The following is a 13,962-nucleotide window of genomic DNA, read 5'->3' on the forward strand; positions in this document are numbered from 1 at the left end:
CACCGCCCTAGCCTCGCCCCGTGTCGAAGGACGAGGACGAGCAGGCGGTCCGGCGGCGTCTGCGGCGACTGATGCCCGGCGCGGCGGACCTCCCAGCGGACGCCGCCGCAACACCGGTCGAGGACCGGAGGTCGGCTCCCGCCGGGTTGCCGCCGTCTGGGGCGTCACCGCCGGACGGAGCGTCCGGTACGGCGTCGCCGCCGGTGACCGACTGGCCGACGGTGCTGCTGCCACTCCCGGCTGGCGCCGAGGTCGGTGACGCCGGGCAGGGACGGGCCGCCCGGTCGGCCAGCACCGGTGGTCCGGTCCGTGCCGGCGACGAGGAGCCACTCGACGCCGAGCGGGAGCGGACGGCCGACGAGGCGTCGCCGAGGCTCCCGCTGCCGGGTCCGGGGGCCTTCGACCCGGGGCGGCGGGGAGTCCGCGCGCTCGCCGCCGTCGCCGTCTCGGTGGTGCTGGCCGCCGGCATCTGGGCCTGGCGGTCCCGCCCCCAGGTGGAGCCGGTCGTGGCCGAGACCGGCACCGCCGTGTCACCGGCTCCCTCGGTTGTGGCCGGTGACGAGCCGTCGGTGCCGGAGACGGAGGTGACCGGTGAACTGGTGGTCGCCGTCGCCGGCAAGGTCCGGCGACCCGGGCTGGTGCGGCTGGCAGCCGGTGCGCGGGTGGCCGATGCCCTCGACGCCGCCGGAGGCGCGTTGCCGGGGGTGGACGTGGCGATGCTCAACCCGGCCCGCCGGATCAGCGACGGGGAGCTGATCGTGGTCGGCGTCGCGGCACCGACGCTGAGCGCGGGCACCGCGTCCGGCCCCGGCACGGCTCCGGGTGGTGCGCCGGTCCCGGGCGGACGGGTCAACCTGAACACCGCCACCTCGGCGCAGCTCGAAACACTGCCCGGGGTGGGGCCGGTGCTCGCCCAGCGGATCATCGAGCATCGCGACCAGCACGGCGGCTTCCGGTCCGTCGGCGACCTGCGTCGGGTGAGCGGGATCGGCGACGCGCGGTACGAACAGCTCAAGGACCTGGTGACGGTGTGAGGGCCGAGACGTCGGCCGCCCGGACCGACTCGTCCACCGGCGACGTCGGTGGCACGGCACACGCGGCTCCCCTCGACCTTCGCCTGGCGGGACTGGCCGTGGCGGCCTGGCTCACCGCGTTGGCGGGGCTGCACCTCGATGCCCGGCGGACGCTGCTGGTGGCAGCCGTCGCGGCGAGCCTGGCCGGGACGGTGACCCTGCACCTGCTCGGGCTCGTCGGCCGACCCGGCCCGGCCGCGCGCCGACTCGGCTGGATCGCGGTGGCGATCCTGATCGGCGTGGTCTGCGGCGGGGCGGCGACCTCGGCGCGGTTGACCGTACGGGATGCGGCACCCCTGCGCGTCCTGGTCGACGAACGGGCCCGGGTCAGCATCGAACTGCTCGTCCGGGACGATCCCAGGCCGGTGCGTGGTGGCATCGTGGGCCGTCCACCGACCCTGCTGGTGCCGACCAGGCTGGTCACCCTGACCGGACCGCAGGGGCAGCGGATCACCGCACCGGCACGGGTGCTGGTGCTCGCCGACGACCCGGCGTGGCGAGGGCTGCTGCCCGGGCAACGTCTCAGCGCCGAGGGGCGCCTGGCGGCCCCACGCGGTGGTGATCTCACCGGTGCGGTTCTGATGGCACGTGGCGCGCCGGTCCGACTCGGGGCTCCCTCGGCGCTGCAACGCGCGGCCGGTCGGCTCCGGGCCGGCCTCCAGCGGGCGTGCGCGCCCCTGCCCGACGACCCGGGTGGTCTGCTGCCCGGCCTGGTGGTCGGGGACACCAGCCGGCTACCCGACACCGTGGAGGAGGACTTCCGAGCCACCGGAATGACACATTTGAATGCTGTTTCGGGATCAAATGTCGCAATTATCACGGGTGCGGTGTTGCTGCTGGCCCGTTGGGCCCGAGCCGGGCCCGCGCTGGCCGTGGGCCTCAGCGGGCTGGCCCTGGTGGGGTTCGTCATCCTGGTCCGGCCGTCGCCGAGCGTGGTACGCGCGGCCACCATGGGCGCGATCGGGCTCGCCGCGCTGGCCGCCGGGCGGCCCCGGGCGGCGGTGCCCGCGCTGTCCGCCGCCGTGGCGGTGCTGGTGCTGGTCGACCCGGCGCTTGCCGGCGACGCCGGTTTCGCGCTGTCCGTGCTGGCCACCGGTGGGCTGCTGGCGCTCGCGCCGGGTTGGCGGGACGGTCTGCGTCGACGGGGCGTACCACCGGGAGCGGCGGAGGCGCTGGCGGTGCCGGCTGCCGCACAGCTCGCGTGTGCACCGGTGATCGCCGGCCTGACGGGCACGATCAGCTTGGTCGCGGTGCCGGCGAACCTGCTCGCGGTACCGGCGATCGCGCCGGCGACGGTGCTCGGTGTGGCGGCGGCGATCATCTCGCCGATCTGGCCTGCGGGGGCCGAGAGCGTCGCCTGGCTGGCGCACTGGCCGGCGTGGTGGCTGGTGCTCGTCGCCCGGTACGGTGCCCGGCTGCCGGTGGGCAACCTGCCGTGGCCCGGTGGGGTCTCCGGTGCGCTGCTGCTGGCCGGGCTGACCGTGGCGCTGCTGGTCGCCGCCCGCCGACCGTTGGTACGCCGTCTGGTGGCGGTGTGCGCCGTCGCGGCAATGCTGGGCAGCCTGCCGGTGCGGCTGATCGCGTCGGGATGGCCGCCCAAGGGTTGGGTCGTCACGGCGTGTGCGGTGGGGCAGGGGGACACGCTGCTGCTGCCCGTGGCGTCCGGCCGGGCCGTCGTGGTCGACGCCGGTCCGGATCCGGCGGCGGCGGACGCCTGCCTGCGCCGGCTCGGCGTACGTCGGGTGCCGCTGCTGGTGATCAGTCACTTTCACGTGGACCACGCCGGCGGGGTGGCCGGGATCTTCCGGGGCAGGCGGGTGGACACGGTGCTGATTCCGCAGTGGTCGGAACCGGCGGTCGGGCGGGACCTGGTGCGGGACGCCGCTGCGGCGCACGACGTGTCGGTGGTGCCCGCCCCGGCGGGTTGGCGTTATCGGGCCGGTGCGGTCGAGCTGACCGTGCTCGGCCCGCCGCATCCGATGCGCGGAACCCGATCGGACCCCAACAACAACTCCCTGGTGCTGCGCGCCACCGTCGACCGGGTGCGGATCCTGCTGACCGGCGACGCGGAGATCGAGGAACAGCGGGAGTTGCGGGAGCGGCTGTCACCGGACCTGTTGCGGGCCGACGTGCTCAAGGTCGCCCACCACGGCAGCGCGTACCAGGATCCGGCATTCCTGGACGCGGTGCGCCCTGCGGTGGCGCTGGTGCCGGTCGGCGCGGGGAACACCTACGGGCATCCCGACGAGGCGGTGCTGGCCCGGCTGGCTCGGGGCGGGGCGCGGGTGTTGCGTACCGACATCGGTGGTGACGTGGCGGTCGTGCGGTCACCACGGGGGCTCGGGGTGGTGAGCACCGGGGTCGACCGGGCCGGTCCATCGCGATGAATCGACAGTGATTTACCGCGAAAAGCGGAAAATGGGCACTATGTCTGGATTTGCGTTGAGTGCGGGGTCTGCCAGCAGAGTAGCCACGAGCAGGCTGGACCAATCGGCTCAGCGTGCGAATATGGGCGGCGTGACCGTCGCCAGTGCCGCTCCTATTGTGCTCGTCCTCGGCGACGAGGAGCTGCTCGCCACGCGCGCGGTGACCGAAACCGTTGCCGCTGCCCGAGCCACCGACCCCGGCGTTGACGTGCGCGAATACCAGGCCGGCCAGCTGACCGTCGGCGAGGTCGACGAGATGCTCAGCCCGTCGCTGTTCGGTGGGCGGCGGGTGCTGGTGCTCCGGTCCGGTCAGGACGCGCGCAAGGACCTGGTCGCCGCCCTGCTGGCGTACGCGAAGCACCCCGACCCGGAGGTGCAGCTCGTGGTGACGCATCTCGGAGCGGCGAAGGGCAAGGCGTTCGCCGACGGACTGAAGGCGGCCGGTGCCCAGGTCGTGTCGGCCGCCAAGCTCAAGGTGCATCGTGAGCGGGTGTCGTTCGTCCGGGACGAGTTCCGCCGGGCCGGTGGGCGGTGCACGGACGACGCCGCCGAGGCGCTGATCGCCGCGGTCGGCAATGACCTACGCGAACTCGCCGCCGCCTGCTCCCAGCTGATCGCCGACACCGACGGGCGGATCGACGCCGACACGGTGGCCCGTTACTACCGGGGTCGGGTGGAGGTGAGCGGGTTCACGGTCGCCGACGCCACGATGGTCGGTGACGTGCCGGGTGCGTTGGAGGCCCTGCGCTGGGCGCTGCACGTGGGTGTGGACCCGGTGCCGATCGCCGACGCCATCGCCGACGGCATCCGTACCGTCGCCCGGGTCGCCTCGGCCGGGCGGGGTAGTCCGTACCAACTCGCCAGCAAGCTGGGCATGCCGCCGTGGAAGATCGAGCGGGCCCAACGGCAGGCCAGGGGGTGGAGCCCCGACGCTCTGGTGTTGGCCATGCGGGCGGCGGCAGAGTGCAACGCGGCGGTCAAGGGTGGCTCCGACGACCGGGCGTACGCGCTGGAGAAGGCGGTGTTCTCGGTGGCGGCAGCACGGCAGGGTGGCGCTAGGTGAGCGGAGCCCTCCGTGGCTCGTGGGCCACGATCCCCGCCGACGAGGAGCAGTACCGTCCGTTCTACGCACGGGCGCTCGGTCTGCGGTTCATCAACCCGGGCGGGGTGCTCTGCTTCGTCTTCTTCGAGGGGACGATCGCGCTGGCGGCCCTGCTCGCCCTCGCCGAGCTGGTGAAGTGGTGGGCGGTGCTGGTGCTACCCGCAGTGGTGGCCGTGATGGTCAAGCTCAACGATCTGGTGGTCGCCGCAGTGGTGCGCTCCGCCGCAGCCGTGCCGGAGCAGGAACGGGACCGCTTCCGCCGGCAGATGGAGCCGGTGGTCGGGCGGGCCCGGGTCGACTGGCTACGGCACAGTGTGCCGGGCGTCGTGGTGCGCGAGTCGACCGACCAGTGGCACGGGACACCACCGGACGACCGGCACGGGTCGGCCTCGCGTGGTGTCGCGGGCGCGACCGATCGCAGGCGGCCCGATCCTCGACCCGGCACCACCGAGCCCGGGTGCTGATCGTGGTCCACGCGCGCCGGGGGTGACCGGAAGCCCGGGTGGGCCGCTCCCAGCCGATCGTCCGGCCCAGCACCGCCGTATGGCCGCAGCCAGCGGGGGCGGGTGACCCGACGTGCGGAAGCCCCGAGGCGATGCCCCGGGGCTTCCGTCAGGTCTGGGCGCTAGCTCAGGAGGCGAGCGACGCGACGCGCTTGGCGATCGCGGACTTGCGGTTCGCGGCCTGGTTGCTGTGGATGACGCCCTTGCTGGCCGCCTTGTCCAGCTTGCGCGAGGCGTCCTGCATGAGGGCGGTGGCCTTCTCGACGTCACCGGCCTCAGCGGCCTCGTGGAACTTGCGGATGGCGGTCTTCAGCGACGACTTGACCGACTTGTTACGCAGCCGGCGCTTCTCGTTCTGCCGGTTGCGCTTGATCTGGGACTTGATGTTCGCCACGCGACAGCCTCGTCTTGATAGCTCGGGTTGGTCAGCTTATGCGCGCGACGAGCATGCGTCATCGCTGCGCGAAGAGCCAGGTTACCAGGTCCGGTTCGGGCGGGCCAAAGCGGCACCGGAGGTGGCGGTCAGACCCAGCCCCGACGCTGACAGAGCCAGGCGAGCGCCTGCCCGCCGGTCCACCGCTGGTGTGCCGGCAGATGGACCGACGCGGTCGGCGGTGCCGACGTCGCGGCGGTGAGGTGATAGCCGGCCAGGGCTGCCAGCGCGACGTCCAGCGCGTCGTCGGGTGCGCCGGAGGCGGCCGGATGGGCGGCGAAGAGCGAGTCGGCGTCCAGCCCGGTGGCGTACCCGGTGATGAGCAGGGTGACCAGGTCGAACCAGGCGGGCCCGTGGCACAGCCAGGACCAGTCGCAGAACCACACCGAGCCGGCGGTGTCGACCAGGACGTTGTCGACGCGCAGGTCGCCGTGGGTCAGGCCGGTGGCGGTGCCGGCGTAGTCGGGCAGGCGCGACTCCAGCGCGACCAGGTCGGCCAGGTGCCCCCGGGCGGGGGCGGGCAGCGGCGGTACCGGTTCCCGACCGGCGGCGACCTCACCCCACCAGAGGATGTCGTCGCGGGCCAGGTCGGCGAGATGGGGCAGGCCGAGAGCGGTCAGTTCGGTCGGTGGGTCGGCGAGCGCCTCGGCGACCCCGGTGAAGGCGGCCAGGGTGGCGGTCAGTTCGGCCTGGTCCCAGGGGAGTCGGGGGGTGTGACCGTCGACGGGGTCGAGGCAGAGGACGTACCAACCCGCCTCCCACAGGGTCCAGCGCGGGCGGGGCACCGGCAGCCCGCCCGGCAGCCGGGCGAGGATCGCGGCCTCCCGGGCGTACCAGTCGACCAGGTGTGGTTGCTCGGCGCGCGGCGCGGCCTTGACGAACGCGCGATCTCCGTCGGCGGTGCGCAGCAGCGCCGCGAAGCCCCGGGTGAAGCCGGCGCCAGCGGTCCGGGCCTCGACCACCGGGGCGCCCAACCGCGTCGTCACCTCGGCCCGCAGCCGCGTCGGCAGCGACGACCATCCGGGCCGTTGCGCGGTGGCGTGGTATGGCACGGCGGGCTGGGGAACGCTCACCCCACCATGCTGCCGGGCCGCGACATCCGGCGCGGATCCGGGCACCCGGTGCGGCGTCTGCCAGACTCCCAGGCCATGAGGACCGACGACTTCTGGCAGCTGATCGACCGCGCCCGTACCGGCGGGGGAGCGCCGGACGCCATCGCCGCCCGGACCGTCGCGCTGCTCGCCGCCGCCGACCCGGAGGAGATCGTCGGGTACGCCCACCATCAGCAGCGGGTTCTGGCCGCGTCCTACCGGGTCGATCTGTGGGGCGCGGCGTACCTGATCAACGGTGGTGCCTCCGACGACGGATTCGAGTCCTTCCGGGGCTGGCTGATGACCCAGGGGCGGCAGGTCTTCGCCCGGGCGGTGGCTGATCCGGACTCGCTGGCCGACCTGCCGCAGATCCGGTCCGCCTCGCTCAGCGGCGAGGAGTTCGAGTGCGCGGACATGCTCGCGGTGCCGTGGGACGCGTACCGGAAGGCCACCGCGACCGACCTGCCGGGGGAGCGCGCGGCGACGCCGCAGCCGGACCTCAACGAGTTCTGGGACTTCGACGACGAGGAGGAGGCCCGCCGCCGACTGCCACGGCTCGCCGCCCTCTTCGTCGAGCCGCCGCAGGAGTGACGGAGGCCCGACCGATGCCCGTGAGGGACATGGGAGCATAGAGGGGGCCGGCGGGTGCCGGCCCGCTCACGTCAGCCGACCAGAACGGACCGCTGTGCCACCGACGCTCGATCCCGGCGCGAACGCTCCTGGTGCCACCGACCCGGGGCGGATCAGGAACTTCTGCATCATCGCTCACATCGACCACGGAAAGTCGACCCTGGCTGACCGGATGTTGCAGCTCACCGGTGTGGTCGATCCACGGCAGATGCGCGCGCAGTACCTCGACCGGATGGACATCGAGCGCGAGCGCGGCATCACCATCAAGAGCCAGGCGGTCCGGATGCCGTGGACGATCCGGGAGGGCGAGCGGGCCGGTGAGCAGGCCGTGCTCAACATGATCGACACGCCTGGCCACGTCGACTTCACCTACGAGGTGTCCCGGTCGCTGGCTGCCTGCGAGGGTGCGATCCTGCTGGTCGACGCGGCCCAGGGCATCGAGGCGCAGACGCTGGCGAACCTCTATCTCGCGCTCGAGAACGACCTGCGCATCGTCCCGGTGCTCAACAAGATCGACCTGCCGGCCGCCCAGCCGGAGAAGTACGCCGAGGAACTGGCTCACCTGATCGGTGGTGACCCGGCGGACTGCATCAGGGTCTCCGGCAAGACCGGCGAAGGCGTGCCGTACCTGCTCGACGAGATCGTCCGCCAGTTCGTCCCGCCGGTCGGCGAGGCCGAGGCTCCGGCCCGCGCGATGATCTTCGACTCGGTGTACGACGTCTACCGGGGTGTGGTGACCTACGTCCGGGTGGTCGACGGGCGGATCAGCGCCCGCGACCGGATCAAGATGATGTCCACCGGCGCGGTGCACGAACTGCTGGAGATCGGTGTCATCTCGCCGGAGATGGTGAAGGCCGACGCGCTCGGCGTCGGCGAGGTCGGCTATCTGATCACCGGGGTGAAGGACGTCCGGCAGTCCCGGGTCGGTGACACGGTCACCATCAACGGCCGCCCGGCGGCCGAGCCGCTCGGTGGCTACAAGGACCCGAAGCCGATGGTCTACTCGGGTCTCTACCCGATCGACGGGTCGGACTACCCGGCGCTGCGCGACGCGCTGGACAAGCTCAAGCTCAACGACGCCGCGCTCACCTACGAGCCGGAGACCTCCGGTGCGCTGGGCTTCGGCTTCCGCTGTGGCTTCCTCGGCCTCCTGCACCTGGAGATCATCAGGGAACGGTTGGAGCGGGAGTTCAACCTGGACCTGATCTCCACCGCGCCGAACGTGGTCTACCGGGCGATCCAGGAGGACGGCCAGGAGGTCGTGGTCACCAACCCGAGCGAGTACCCCACCGGCAAGATCGCTGAGGTGTTCGAGCCGACGGTACGCGCCACGGTGCTGACCCCCAACGACTACGTCGGCGCGGTGATGGAGTTGTGCCAGGGCCGCCGGGGCAGCCTGCTCGGCATGGACTACCTCTCCGCCGACCGGGTGGAACTGCGCTACACGCTGCCCCTGGCGGAGATCATCTTCGACTTCTTCGACCAGCTCAAGAGCCGCACCAAGGGCTACGCCTCACTGGACTACGAGCCCTCCGGCGAGCAGGCGTCCGACCTGGTGAAGGTCGACATCCTGCTGCACGGTGAGCCGGTGGACGCGTTCAGCGCCATCGTCCACAAGGACAAGGCGTACACCTACGGCACCACAATCGCCGCGAAGCTGCGCAACCTCATCCCGCGCCAGCAGTTCGAGGTGCCCATCCAGGCGGCCATCGGTAGTCGGGTGATCGCCCGGGAGACGATCCGCGCCATCCGCAAGGACGTGCTCGCCAAGTGCTACGGCGGTGACATCAGCCGTAAGCGCAAGCTGCTGGAGAAGCAGAAGGAAGGCAAGAAGCGGATGAAGATGGTGGGCCGGGTGGAGGTCCCGCAGGAGGCGTTCATCGCCGCGCTCTCCTCCGACTCCGACGGGAAGTCGTCCGGAAAGAAGTGACATCGACCGGTGGCGTTCGGTGACGACGCTCCGGCGGTTTGGGGATTCGACGCCGAGGGAATTCGATCGGCACGACAGAAATCCCCGATGACATCTTCTGGGTAAGGAGAGCCGCCATGGAGCTCACCGTCTGGGGCATCATCACCGCGCTGTTCGTGGGTCTGATCATCGGCGCGTTGGGCCGCCTCGTAGTGCCGGGCCGGCAGGACATGCCGATCTGGCTGCACATGATCATCGGTGTCGGCGCGGCGCTGCTCGGCACCGTGCTCGCCCGCGCGATGGGTATCGCCACGGTGACCGCCGGCATCGACTGGGCCGAGCTGGCCATCCAGGTCGCACTGGCCGCGATCGCGGTCGCCCTGGTGGCCGGCGTGGGCAGTCGCCGTCGCGGTGTCACCCATCGGTAATCCGCGATTCGTCTTGACGGGCGCCCGGCCAGCTGGCCGGGCGCCCGTTCGCGTGCGCGACGTTTCGGCGTCGCTGCGACGATCGCTCTGAAAGGCGGTTTGAGATCTTCACGCGCCGGGCATTAGGCGGTCCACGACAGGAACGCCACTAATGTGGAACGTCTTTTGTGAAGGAGAGCGACCATGGAGCTCACCGTTTGGGGCATCATCACCGCGCTGTTCGTGGGTCTGATCGTGGGCGCGTTGGGTCGCCTGGTGGTACCGGGCCGGCAGAACATGCCGATCTGGCTGCACATGCTCATCGGTGTCGGTGCCGCGCTGCTCGGCACCGTGATCGCCCGTGCGTCCGGCTTCGCCGAGACCGCCGGTATCGACTGGCGGGAGCTGATGCTCCAGGTGCTGCTGGCCGCCATCGCGGTCGCCCTGGTCGCCGGTGTGGGCCGCAACCGCCGGGGTGTCACCCACCGGTAAACAGCTGAACGTCGAACGGCGCCCGACCACCGAGGTCGGGCGCCGTTCGCGTACGCGGAGCCCCGCTCACGGTGCCGCCCGGGGGAGGAGGTGCGAAAGGGCAGCTCCCGTAGGATGCGGATCATGACGGGCAAGGTGACATCGGTCAACGTCGGCATCGTGACCGAGGCGGCGTGGGCGGGTGACGCGAGCGGGCGCAGCGGCATCGACAAGCGACCGGCCGACGGCCCGGTGCTGTTCCACACCGGCGGGGTGGCCGGTGACTTCATCGGTGAGCCTGCCCACCACGGCGGGCCGGACAAGGCCGTGTACGCGTACGCGGTGGAGGACGCGGCCTGGTGGGAGACGGACCTCGGGCGCGGCATCCGCCCCGGTGGCTTCGGCGAGAACCTCACCACGTACGCGGTGGACGTGACCGGAGCCGTGATCGGCGAGCACTGGGCCGTCGGTGAGGCGCTGCTTCAGGTGACCATGCCGCGTACCCCGTGCACCACCTTCGCGGGCTTCTGGGGCGTACCGGATCTGGTCAAGCGGTTCACTGCGCGCGCGACCCCCGGGGCGTACCTGCGGGTGGTCCGTGCGGGGGCGGTGTCCGCCGGAGACCCGATCGAGATCGTGCGCCGGCCGGTGCACGGGGTGACCGTCGGTGAGGTGTTCCGGGCCACCAGCCTGGAGCCGGAGCTGCTGCCCCGGTTGCTGGAGGCCGACGACCTGCCCGAGCAGATCCGGGAGAAGGTGCGTCGCCGCCTCGGCGAGGTGACCGACTGACCGGTGGACGCTCCGGCGCGGCGCGCGGTCGCGGCAACGGGAAAGGTCCCGTGACGGGAAAGGTCCCGTGACGGGAAAGGTCCCGTGCGCCACGACCTGTCGCGGCACACGGGACCTTGTCGTCGGGTCCGGTCAGCGGAGCCAGGGGATGTTGCGGTCGAGCAGACCGCGCTGCTTGAGCTCCTTGCGCAGCGGGATCTCGTCGTCGATGTAGCCGTCCCAGTTGATGCCCCAGTAGTTGGCGGTGTGAGTGCCCTCACCGAGCAACTGGCGCTGCACCGGCGTGCGGTTGCGGTACCACTCGCCGTCCTTGTCGATGTGCAGCTCGTCCAGCGGCCGGATCCACCGGTAGGTGTAACCGACGAACAGCATCTTGCGGGTGATGTTCGACAGGTTCGTCGACCGGGAGTGCCACTGGCGGCGGTCGAAGATGAAGGCGTCACCCGGGTTGGCGGTGATCTCGACGGTGCCCTCCGGGTCCGGGTTGTGCACGCTCAGGTCCGCCGGGCGGGGCAGCGAGTTCCACAGGTGGCTGCCCGGGATCACCTTCGTCGCACCCCGACCCTTCTCCGACAGGTCGGAGAGCACGTAGGCGACCTTCAGCGAGAACATCGGCCGAGGCACGTTCGGGTCCATCGTCTCCGGGTCGGAGTTCTGCCGGTACCCGTCCTGGTGCCAACCCCAGTACGGCTTCTCGGGCTCCAACGCCGGCGGCGTGACGTCGAGGTGGTTGTGGTGGGTGTAGATGTTCCAGCCGGCCAGGCCCCACATGTACGGGAACGCGATCGGGTGGGTGAGCAGCTCGCCGAAGAGTTCGTCACGCTCAAGGAAGCCCAGCAGGTGCAGGGTGCCGTCCTTGGTGGTGTTGCCCTTGGCCTTCTCCTCCTCGTAGACGCGGTCGACCGCGGCCTCGAGAGCGGCTCGGTGATCCTCGGTCAGGACGTTGCGCAGCAGGAGAAAGCCCTGCTCGTGAAACTCCTTGCGGTCGACGTCGCTGATCGGTTCGTAGCCGGTCCGGTCGCCGTAGTCGAATGCCACGTCGTACCCCTCCCCAAGAGGTGAAACCATTTCTGGCACAGGCCGCCGATCGTAACGCGCACGGGGACCGGCCGGGGGGCGGCTCCGGACCATTCCGCGGGTGCCCACCACCGACGGGGGTTGAGCGGCTACGGTTCGTTACGTAAAGTTGCAGCGGCAGGGGATATGCGACGATAAGCCTGATTTTGCGGTTACTGCGGGTAAGGAGATCAGGGTCGCTCAGACATCTTCGTGGACCTCGGCGAGGACCTCCGTGTCGCCCCGGTCGCGGTCGGGCAAGCGCTTCCAGCCGCCGCGCTTGGCGGTCCACTCCCGGCCGTCGAAGGCCACCCGCTTCACCCCGTGCTGCTTGGCGTGGGAGACCAGCCAGTGCGCGTACCGCCAGCCGGCCCGCAGGCCCTCGTCGGACGTCGCCCGGCTGCCGGCGGAGCGGCGCTGGACATCGTCGATCCCCACCTTCAGCAGGGTCGGGTTGCCGTAGCTGTCGACGGCGGAGCTGACGTAGCCCCGGCCCGCCGGTCGATCATCGCCGGAGGTGAACTCCACCAGGCCCCAGTCGAGCGTCAGTCCCTCGGTCAGCGCGGCGATCGCCGCCGCGCCGCGCAGCACCGGATCACCACCCACCGTGCAGGTGACCGCGGTGGTGGCGTGGCCGAGCAGGGCGCGGGTGAGCACCTCCGACTCGTCGGCCCACTTCTCGTACGCCTCCGGGAAGGCCGAGCGCTGCACCTTCTGGGCGGCGTCGGTGACCCGCATGTCCTCCCAGCCGCGCACCTTCTTCAACGCCGCGTAGAACTTGCCCGCCGCGTACCGGGGGTCGCGGATCTGTTTCGGCGTGCCCCAACCCTGGCTCGGGCGCTGCTGGAACAGCCCCACCGAATCGCGGTCACCGCCGGCCAGGTTGCGCAGGCCGGACTCCTGGTACGCCGTGGCCAGCGCCACCACCACCGCCCGCTCGGGCATCTCGCGCTGCACGCCGATCGCCGCGATGGTCGCCGCGTTCGCCATCTGCTGCGAGTCGAGCGTCACCTCGCCGTCGGCCTGGACGGTGCAGGCCCGGCCGGCCAGGGGCAGCCGTAGCCCTTCACCGGCCTGCCTCAGCACCACGATCATCCCGATCGCGGCGACCAGGACGAGAACCACGAAGCCCGTCGCGACAGCCCGAGTTCGCACCCGCACCTCCTGTTTCACGTCGCCAAGGGTACGTCCCGCATCGACCGCTACGGGCCGTCCGACCGGTTCCACCCCCGGGTACCGGAAGGTTCCCCGTCCCGGTCGCCGCTCACCTGTCGAGTTCCGCCACCCACCGTGGCGGTCGCTTCTCCCGGAACGCGGTGACGCCCTCGATCCCGTCCGCCGACAGGAAGTACCCGGTCGACAGCTCTGCCAGCTCGGCCAGCTCGGCGCGCAGGTCGACGGCCGTGGGACGGCGCAGCAGGCGTTTCGCCCCGGCCAGCGCCGCCGGAGCGCCGCGCACCAGCGAGTCGCAGTACCGCCGCACCACGGCGTCCAACTCCCCGGTCGGCACCGCGGTGGTGACCAGGCCGATCTCGGCCGCCCGCCGGCCGTCGAAGGTGTCACCGGTCAGGTAGAGCTCGGCCGCGGTCCGGGAGGAGAGCCGAGGCAGCACCGTCGCGGAGATCACCGCGGGGATCACCCCGATCCGCACCTCGGTGAAGGCGAACGTGGCCTCGGCCGCGCAGACCGCCAGGTCAGCCGCCGCGATCAGACCCAGGCCGCCGGCCCGCGCCGGTCCGGCCACCTTCGCCAGCACCGGCTTCGGGCACTCCCAGACGGCCGCGAGCACGTCACCCAGCATCCCGGCGGGCACCGTGCCGCTGGCGTACGCCGCAGCGGTCTCCTTCAGGTCGGCACCGGAGCAGAAGACCGGCCCGGTGTGGTCGAGCACGATCACCCGGACGGCGTCGTCGGCGACCGCGGCGGCCAGCCCGGCCAGCAGCTCGGTCATCAGCGGGGTGGAGAGCGCGTTGCGGTTGTGCGGGCTGTCCAGCGTGAGCGTGGTCACGCCGTGGACCGTGGAGACCCGTACCAGCGCGTCGGTAGACGTCATGGAACGGCACACTAGTGGC

Annotated in this window: 14 protein-coding genes; 9 read left to right on the forward strand and 5 right to left on the reverse strand. The window is 71.6% G+C overall.

From position 1 onward, the window contains the following. Positions 1-20: 20 nt before the first annotated feature. The 4 genes from ACLQ2S_RS14890 (at position 21) to ACLQ2S_RS14905 (ending at position 5,065) form a co-directional block, all read left to right on the forward strand. The gene (locus ACLQ2S_RS14890) at positions 21-1,034 is read left to right on the forward strand and encodes a helix-hairpin-helix domain-containing protein (RefSeq protein WP_309223639.1); all 1,014 of its coding nucleotides are present in this window, start codon (positions 21-23) and stop codon (positions 1,032-1,034) included. Continuing rightward, positions 1,031-3,460 (forward strand): ComEC/Rec2 family competence protein, encoded by a 2,430-nt coding sequence (locus tag ACLQ2S_RS14895; RefSeq protein ID WP_309223638.1) that lies wholly within the window; start codon positions 1,031-1,033, stop codon positions 3,458-3,460. Before ACLQ2S_RS14890 ends, ACLQ2S_RS14895 begins: the two co-directional genes overlap by 4 nt. A gap of 121 nt (positions 3,461-3,581) precedes the next feature. Beyond that, positions 3,582-4,562 carry a DNA polymerase III subunit delta gene (gene holA, locus ACLQ2S_RS14900; RefSeq protein ID WP_155220786.1) on the forward strand — a complete coding sequence of 327 codons (981 nt, stop codon included), beginning with the start codon at positions 3,582-3,584 and terminating at the stop codon, positions 4,560-4,562. Further along, positions 4,559-5,065, forward strand: a complete 507-nt coding sequence (locus tag ACLQ2S_RS14905; RefSeq protein WP_425701867.1) for a hypothetical protein — start codon at positions 4,559-4,561, stop codon at positions 5,063-5,065. Before holA ends, ACLQ2S_RS14905 begins: the two co-directional genes overlap by 4 nt. Positions 5,066-5,231: 166 nt before the next feature. Here ACLQ2S_RS14905 and rpsT read toward each other — a convergent pair whose 3' ends face one another. After that, complete coding sequence (rpsT, locus tag ACLQ2S_RS14910) at positions 5,232-5,498, reverse strand: 30S ribosomal protein S20 (RefSeq protein ID WP_309223636.1); 267 nt, start codon at positions 5,496-5,498, stop codon at positions 5,232-5,234. Between the two features lie 128 nt (positions 5,499-5,626). Further along, complete coding sequence (locus ACLQ2S_RS14915) at positions 5,627-6,610, reverse strand: phosphotransferase family protein (RefSeq protein WP_425701868.1); 984 nt, start codon at positions 6,608-6,610, stop codon at positions 5,627-5,629. Positions 6,611-6,685: 75 nt separating this feature from the next. Between ACLQ2S_RS14915 and ACLQ2S_RS14920 the strand changes: the two genes are divergently transcribed. From ACLQ2S_RS14920 to ACLQ2S_RS14940, 5 genes are all read left to right on the forward strand, one after another. Beyond that, positions 6,686-7,219 (forward strand): DUF4240 domain-containing protein, encoded by a 534-nt coding sequence (locus tag ACLQ2S_RS14920; protein WP_155220783.1) that lies wholly within the window; start codon positions 6,686-6,688, stop codon positions 7,217-7,219. 94 nt (positions 7,220-7,313) lie between these two features. Further along, positions 7,314-9,188, forward strand: a complete 1,875-nt coding sequence (gene lepA, locus ACLQ2S_RS14925; RefSeq protein ID WP_425701869.1) for a translation elongation factor 4 — start codon at positions 7,314-7,316, stop codon at positions 9,186-9,188. Positions 9,189-9,304: 116 nt separating this feature from the next. Then, entirely contained in the window at positions 9,305-9,595 is a 291-nt protein-coding gene (locus ACLQ2S_RS14930) for a GlsB/YeaQ/YmgE family stress response membrane protein (RefSeq protein WP_155220781.1), read from the forward strand. A gap of 183 nt (positions 9,596-9,778) precedes the next feature. Then, on the forward strand, positions 9,779-10,066 hold the full coding sequence (locus ACLQ2S_RS14935) for a GlsB/YeaQ/YmgE family stress response membrane protein (RefSeq protein ID WP_155220778.1): 288 nt from the start codon (positions 9,779-9,781) through the stop codon (positions 10,064-10,066). A 123-nt stretch (positions 10,067-10,189) separates the two neighbouring features. Then, entirely contained in the window at positions 10,190-10,834 is a 645-nt protein-coding gene (locus tag ACLQ2S_RS14940) for an MOSC domain-containing protein (protein ID WP_425701870.1), read from the forward strand. Positions 10,835-10,966: 132 nt separating this feature from the next. Here the strand turns inward: ACLQ2S_RS14940 and ACLQ2S_RS14945 are convergent, their stop codons facing one another. The 3 genes from ACLQ2S_RS14945 to ACLQ2S_RS14955 all read right to left on the reverse strand — a co-directional run bounded on the left by ACLQ2S_RS14945 (position 10,967) and on the right by ACLQ2S_RS14955 (position 13,943). After that, positions 10,967-11,872 (reverse strand): phytanoyl-CoA dioxygenase family protein, encoded by a 906-nt coding sequence (locus ACLQ2S_RS14945; protein ID WP_425701871.1) that lies wholly within the window; start codon positions 11,870-11,872, stop codon positions 10,967-10,969. Positions 11,873-12,091: 219 nt separating this feature from the next. Further along, complete coding sequence (locus tag ACLQ2S_RS14950; protein ID WP_425701956.1) at positions 12,092-13,051, reverse strand: hypothetical protein; 960 nt, start codon at positions 13,049-13,051, stop codon at positions 12,092-12,094. 103 nt (positions 13,052-13,154) lie between these two features. Continuing rightward, positions 13,155-13,943, reverse strand: coding sequence for an enoyl-CoA hydratase-related protein (locus tag ACLQ2S_RS14955; protein ID WP_425701872.1), 789 nt, complete (start codon positions 13,941-13,943; stop codon positions 13,155-13,157). Positions 13,944-13,962: the final 19 nt, after the last annotated feature.

This window comes from Micromonospora sp. DT48 (assembly GCF_049844495.1).
Classification (GTDB): Bacteria; Actinomycetota; Actinomycetes; order Mycobacteriales; family Micromonosporaceae; genus Micromonospora.

Excerpts from the sequence above, each read along its gene's own strand:
- holA (WP_155220786.1), top strand. The coding sequence starts at position 3,582 with ATGGGCGGCGTGACCGTCGCCAGTGCCGCTCCTATTGTGCTCGTCCTC.
- ACLQ2S_RS14935 (WP_155220778.1), top strand. The coding sequence starts at position 9,779 with ATGGAGCTCACCGTTTGGGGCATCATCACCGCGCTGTTCGTGGGTCTG.
- ACLQ2S_RS14930 (WP_155220781.1), top strand. The coding sequence starts at position 9,305 with ATGGAGCTCACCGTCTGGGGCATCATCACCGCGCTGTTCGTGGGTCTG.
- ACLQ2S_RS14955 (WP_425701872.1), bottom strand. The coding sequence starts at position 13,943 with ATGACGTCTACCGACGCGCTGGTACGGGTCTCCACGGTCCACGGCGTG.
- ACLQ2S_RS14920 (WP_155220783.1), top strand. The coding sequence starts at position 6,686 with ATGAGGACCGACGACTTCTGGCAGCTGATCGACCGCGCCCGTACCGGC.
- ACLQ2S_RS14940 (WP_425701870.1), top strand. The coding sequence starts at position 10,190 with ATGACGGGCAAGGTGACATCGGTCAACGTCGGCATCGTGACCGAGGCG.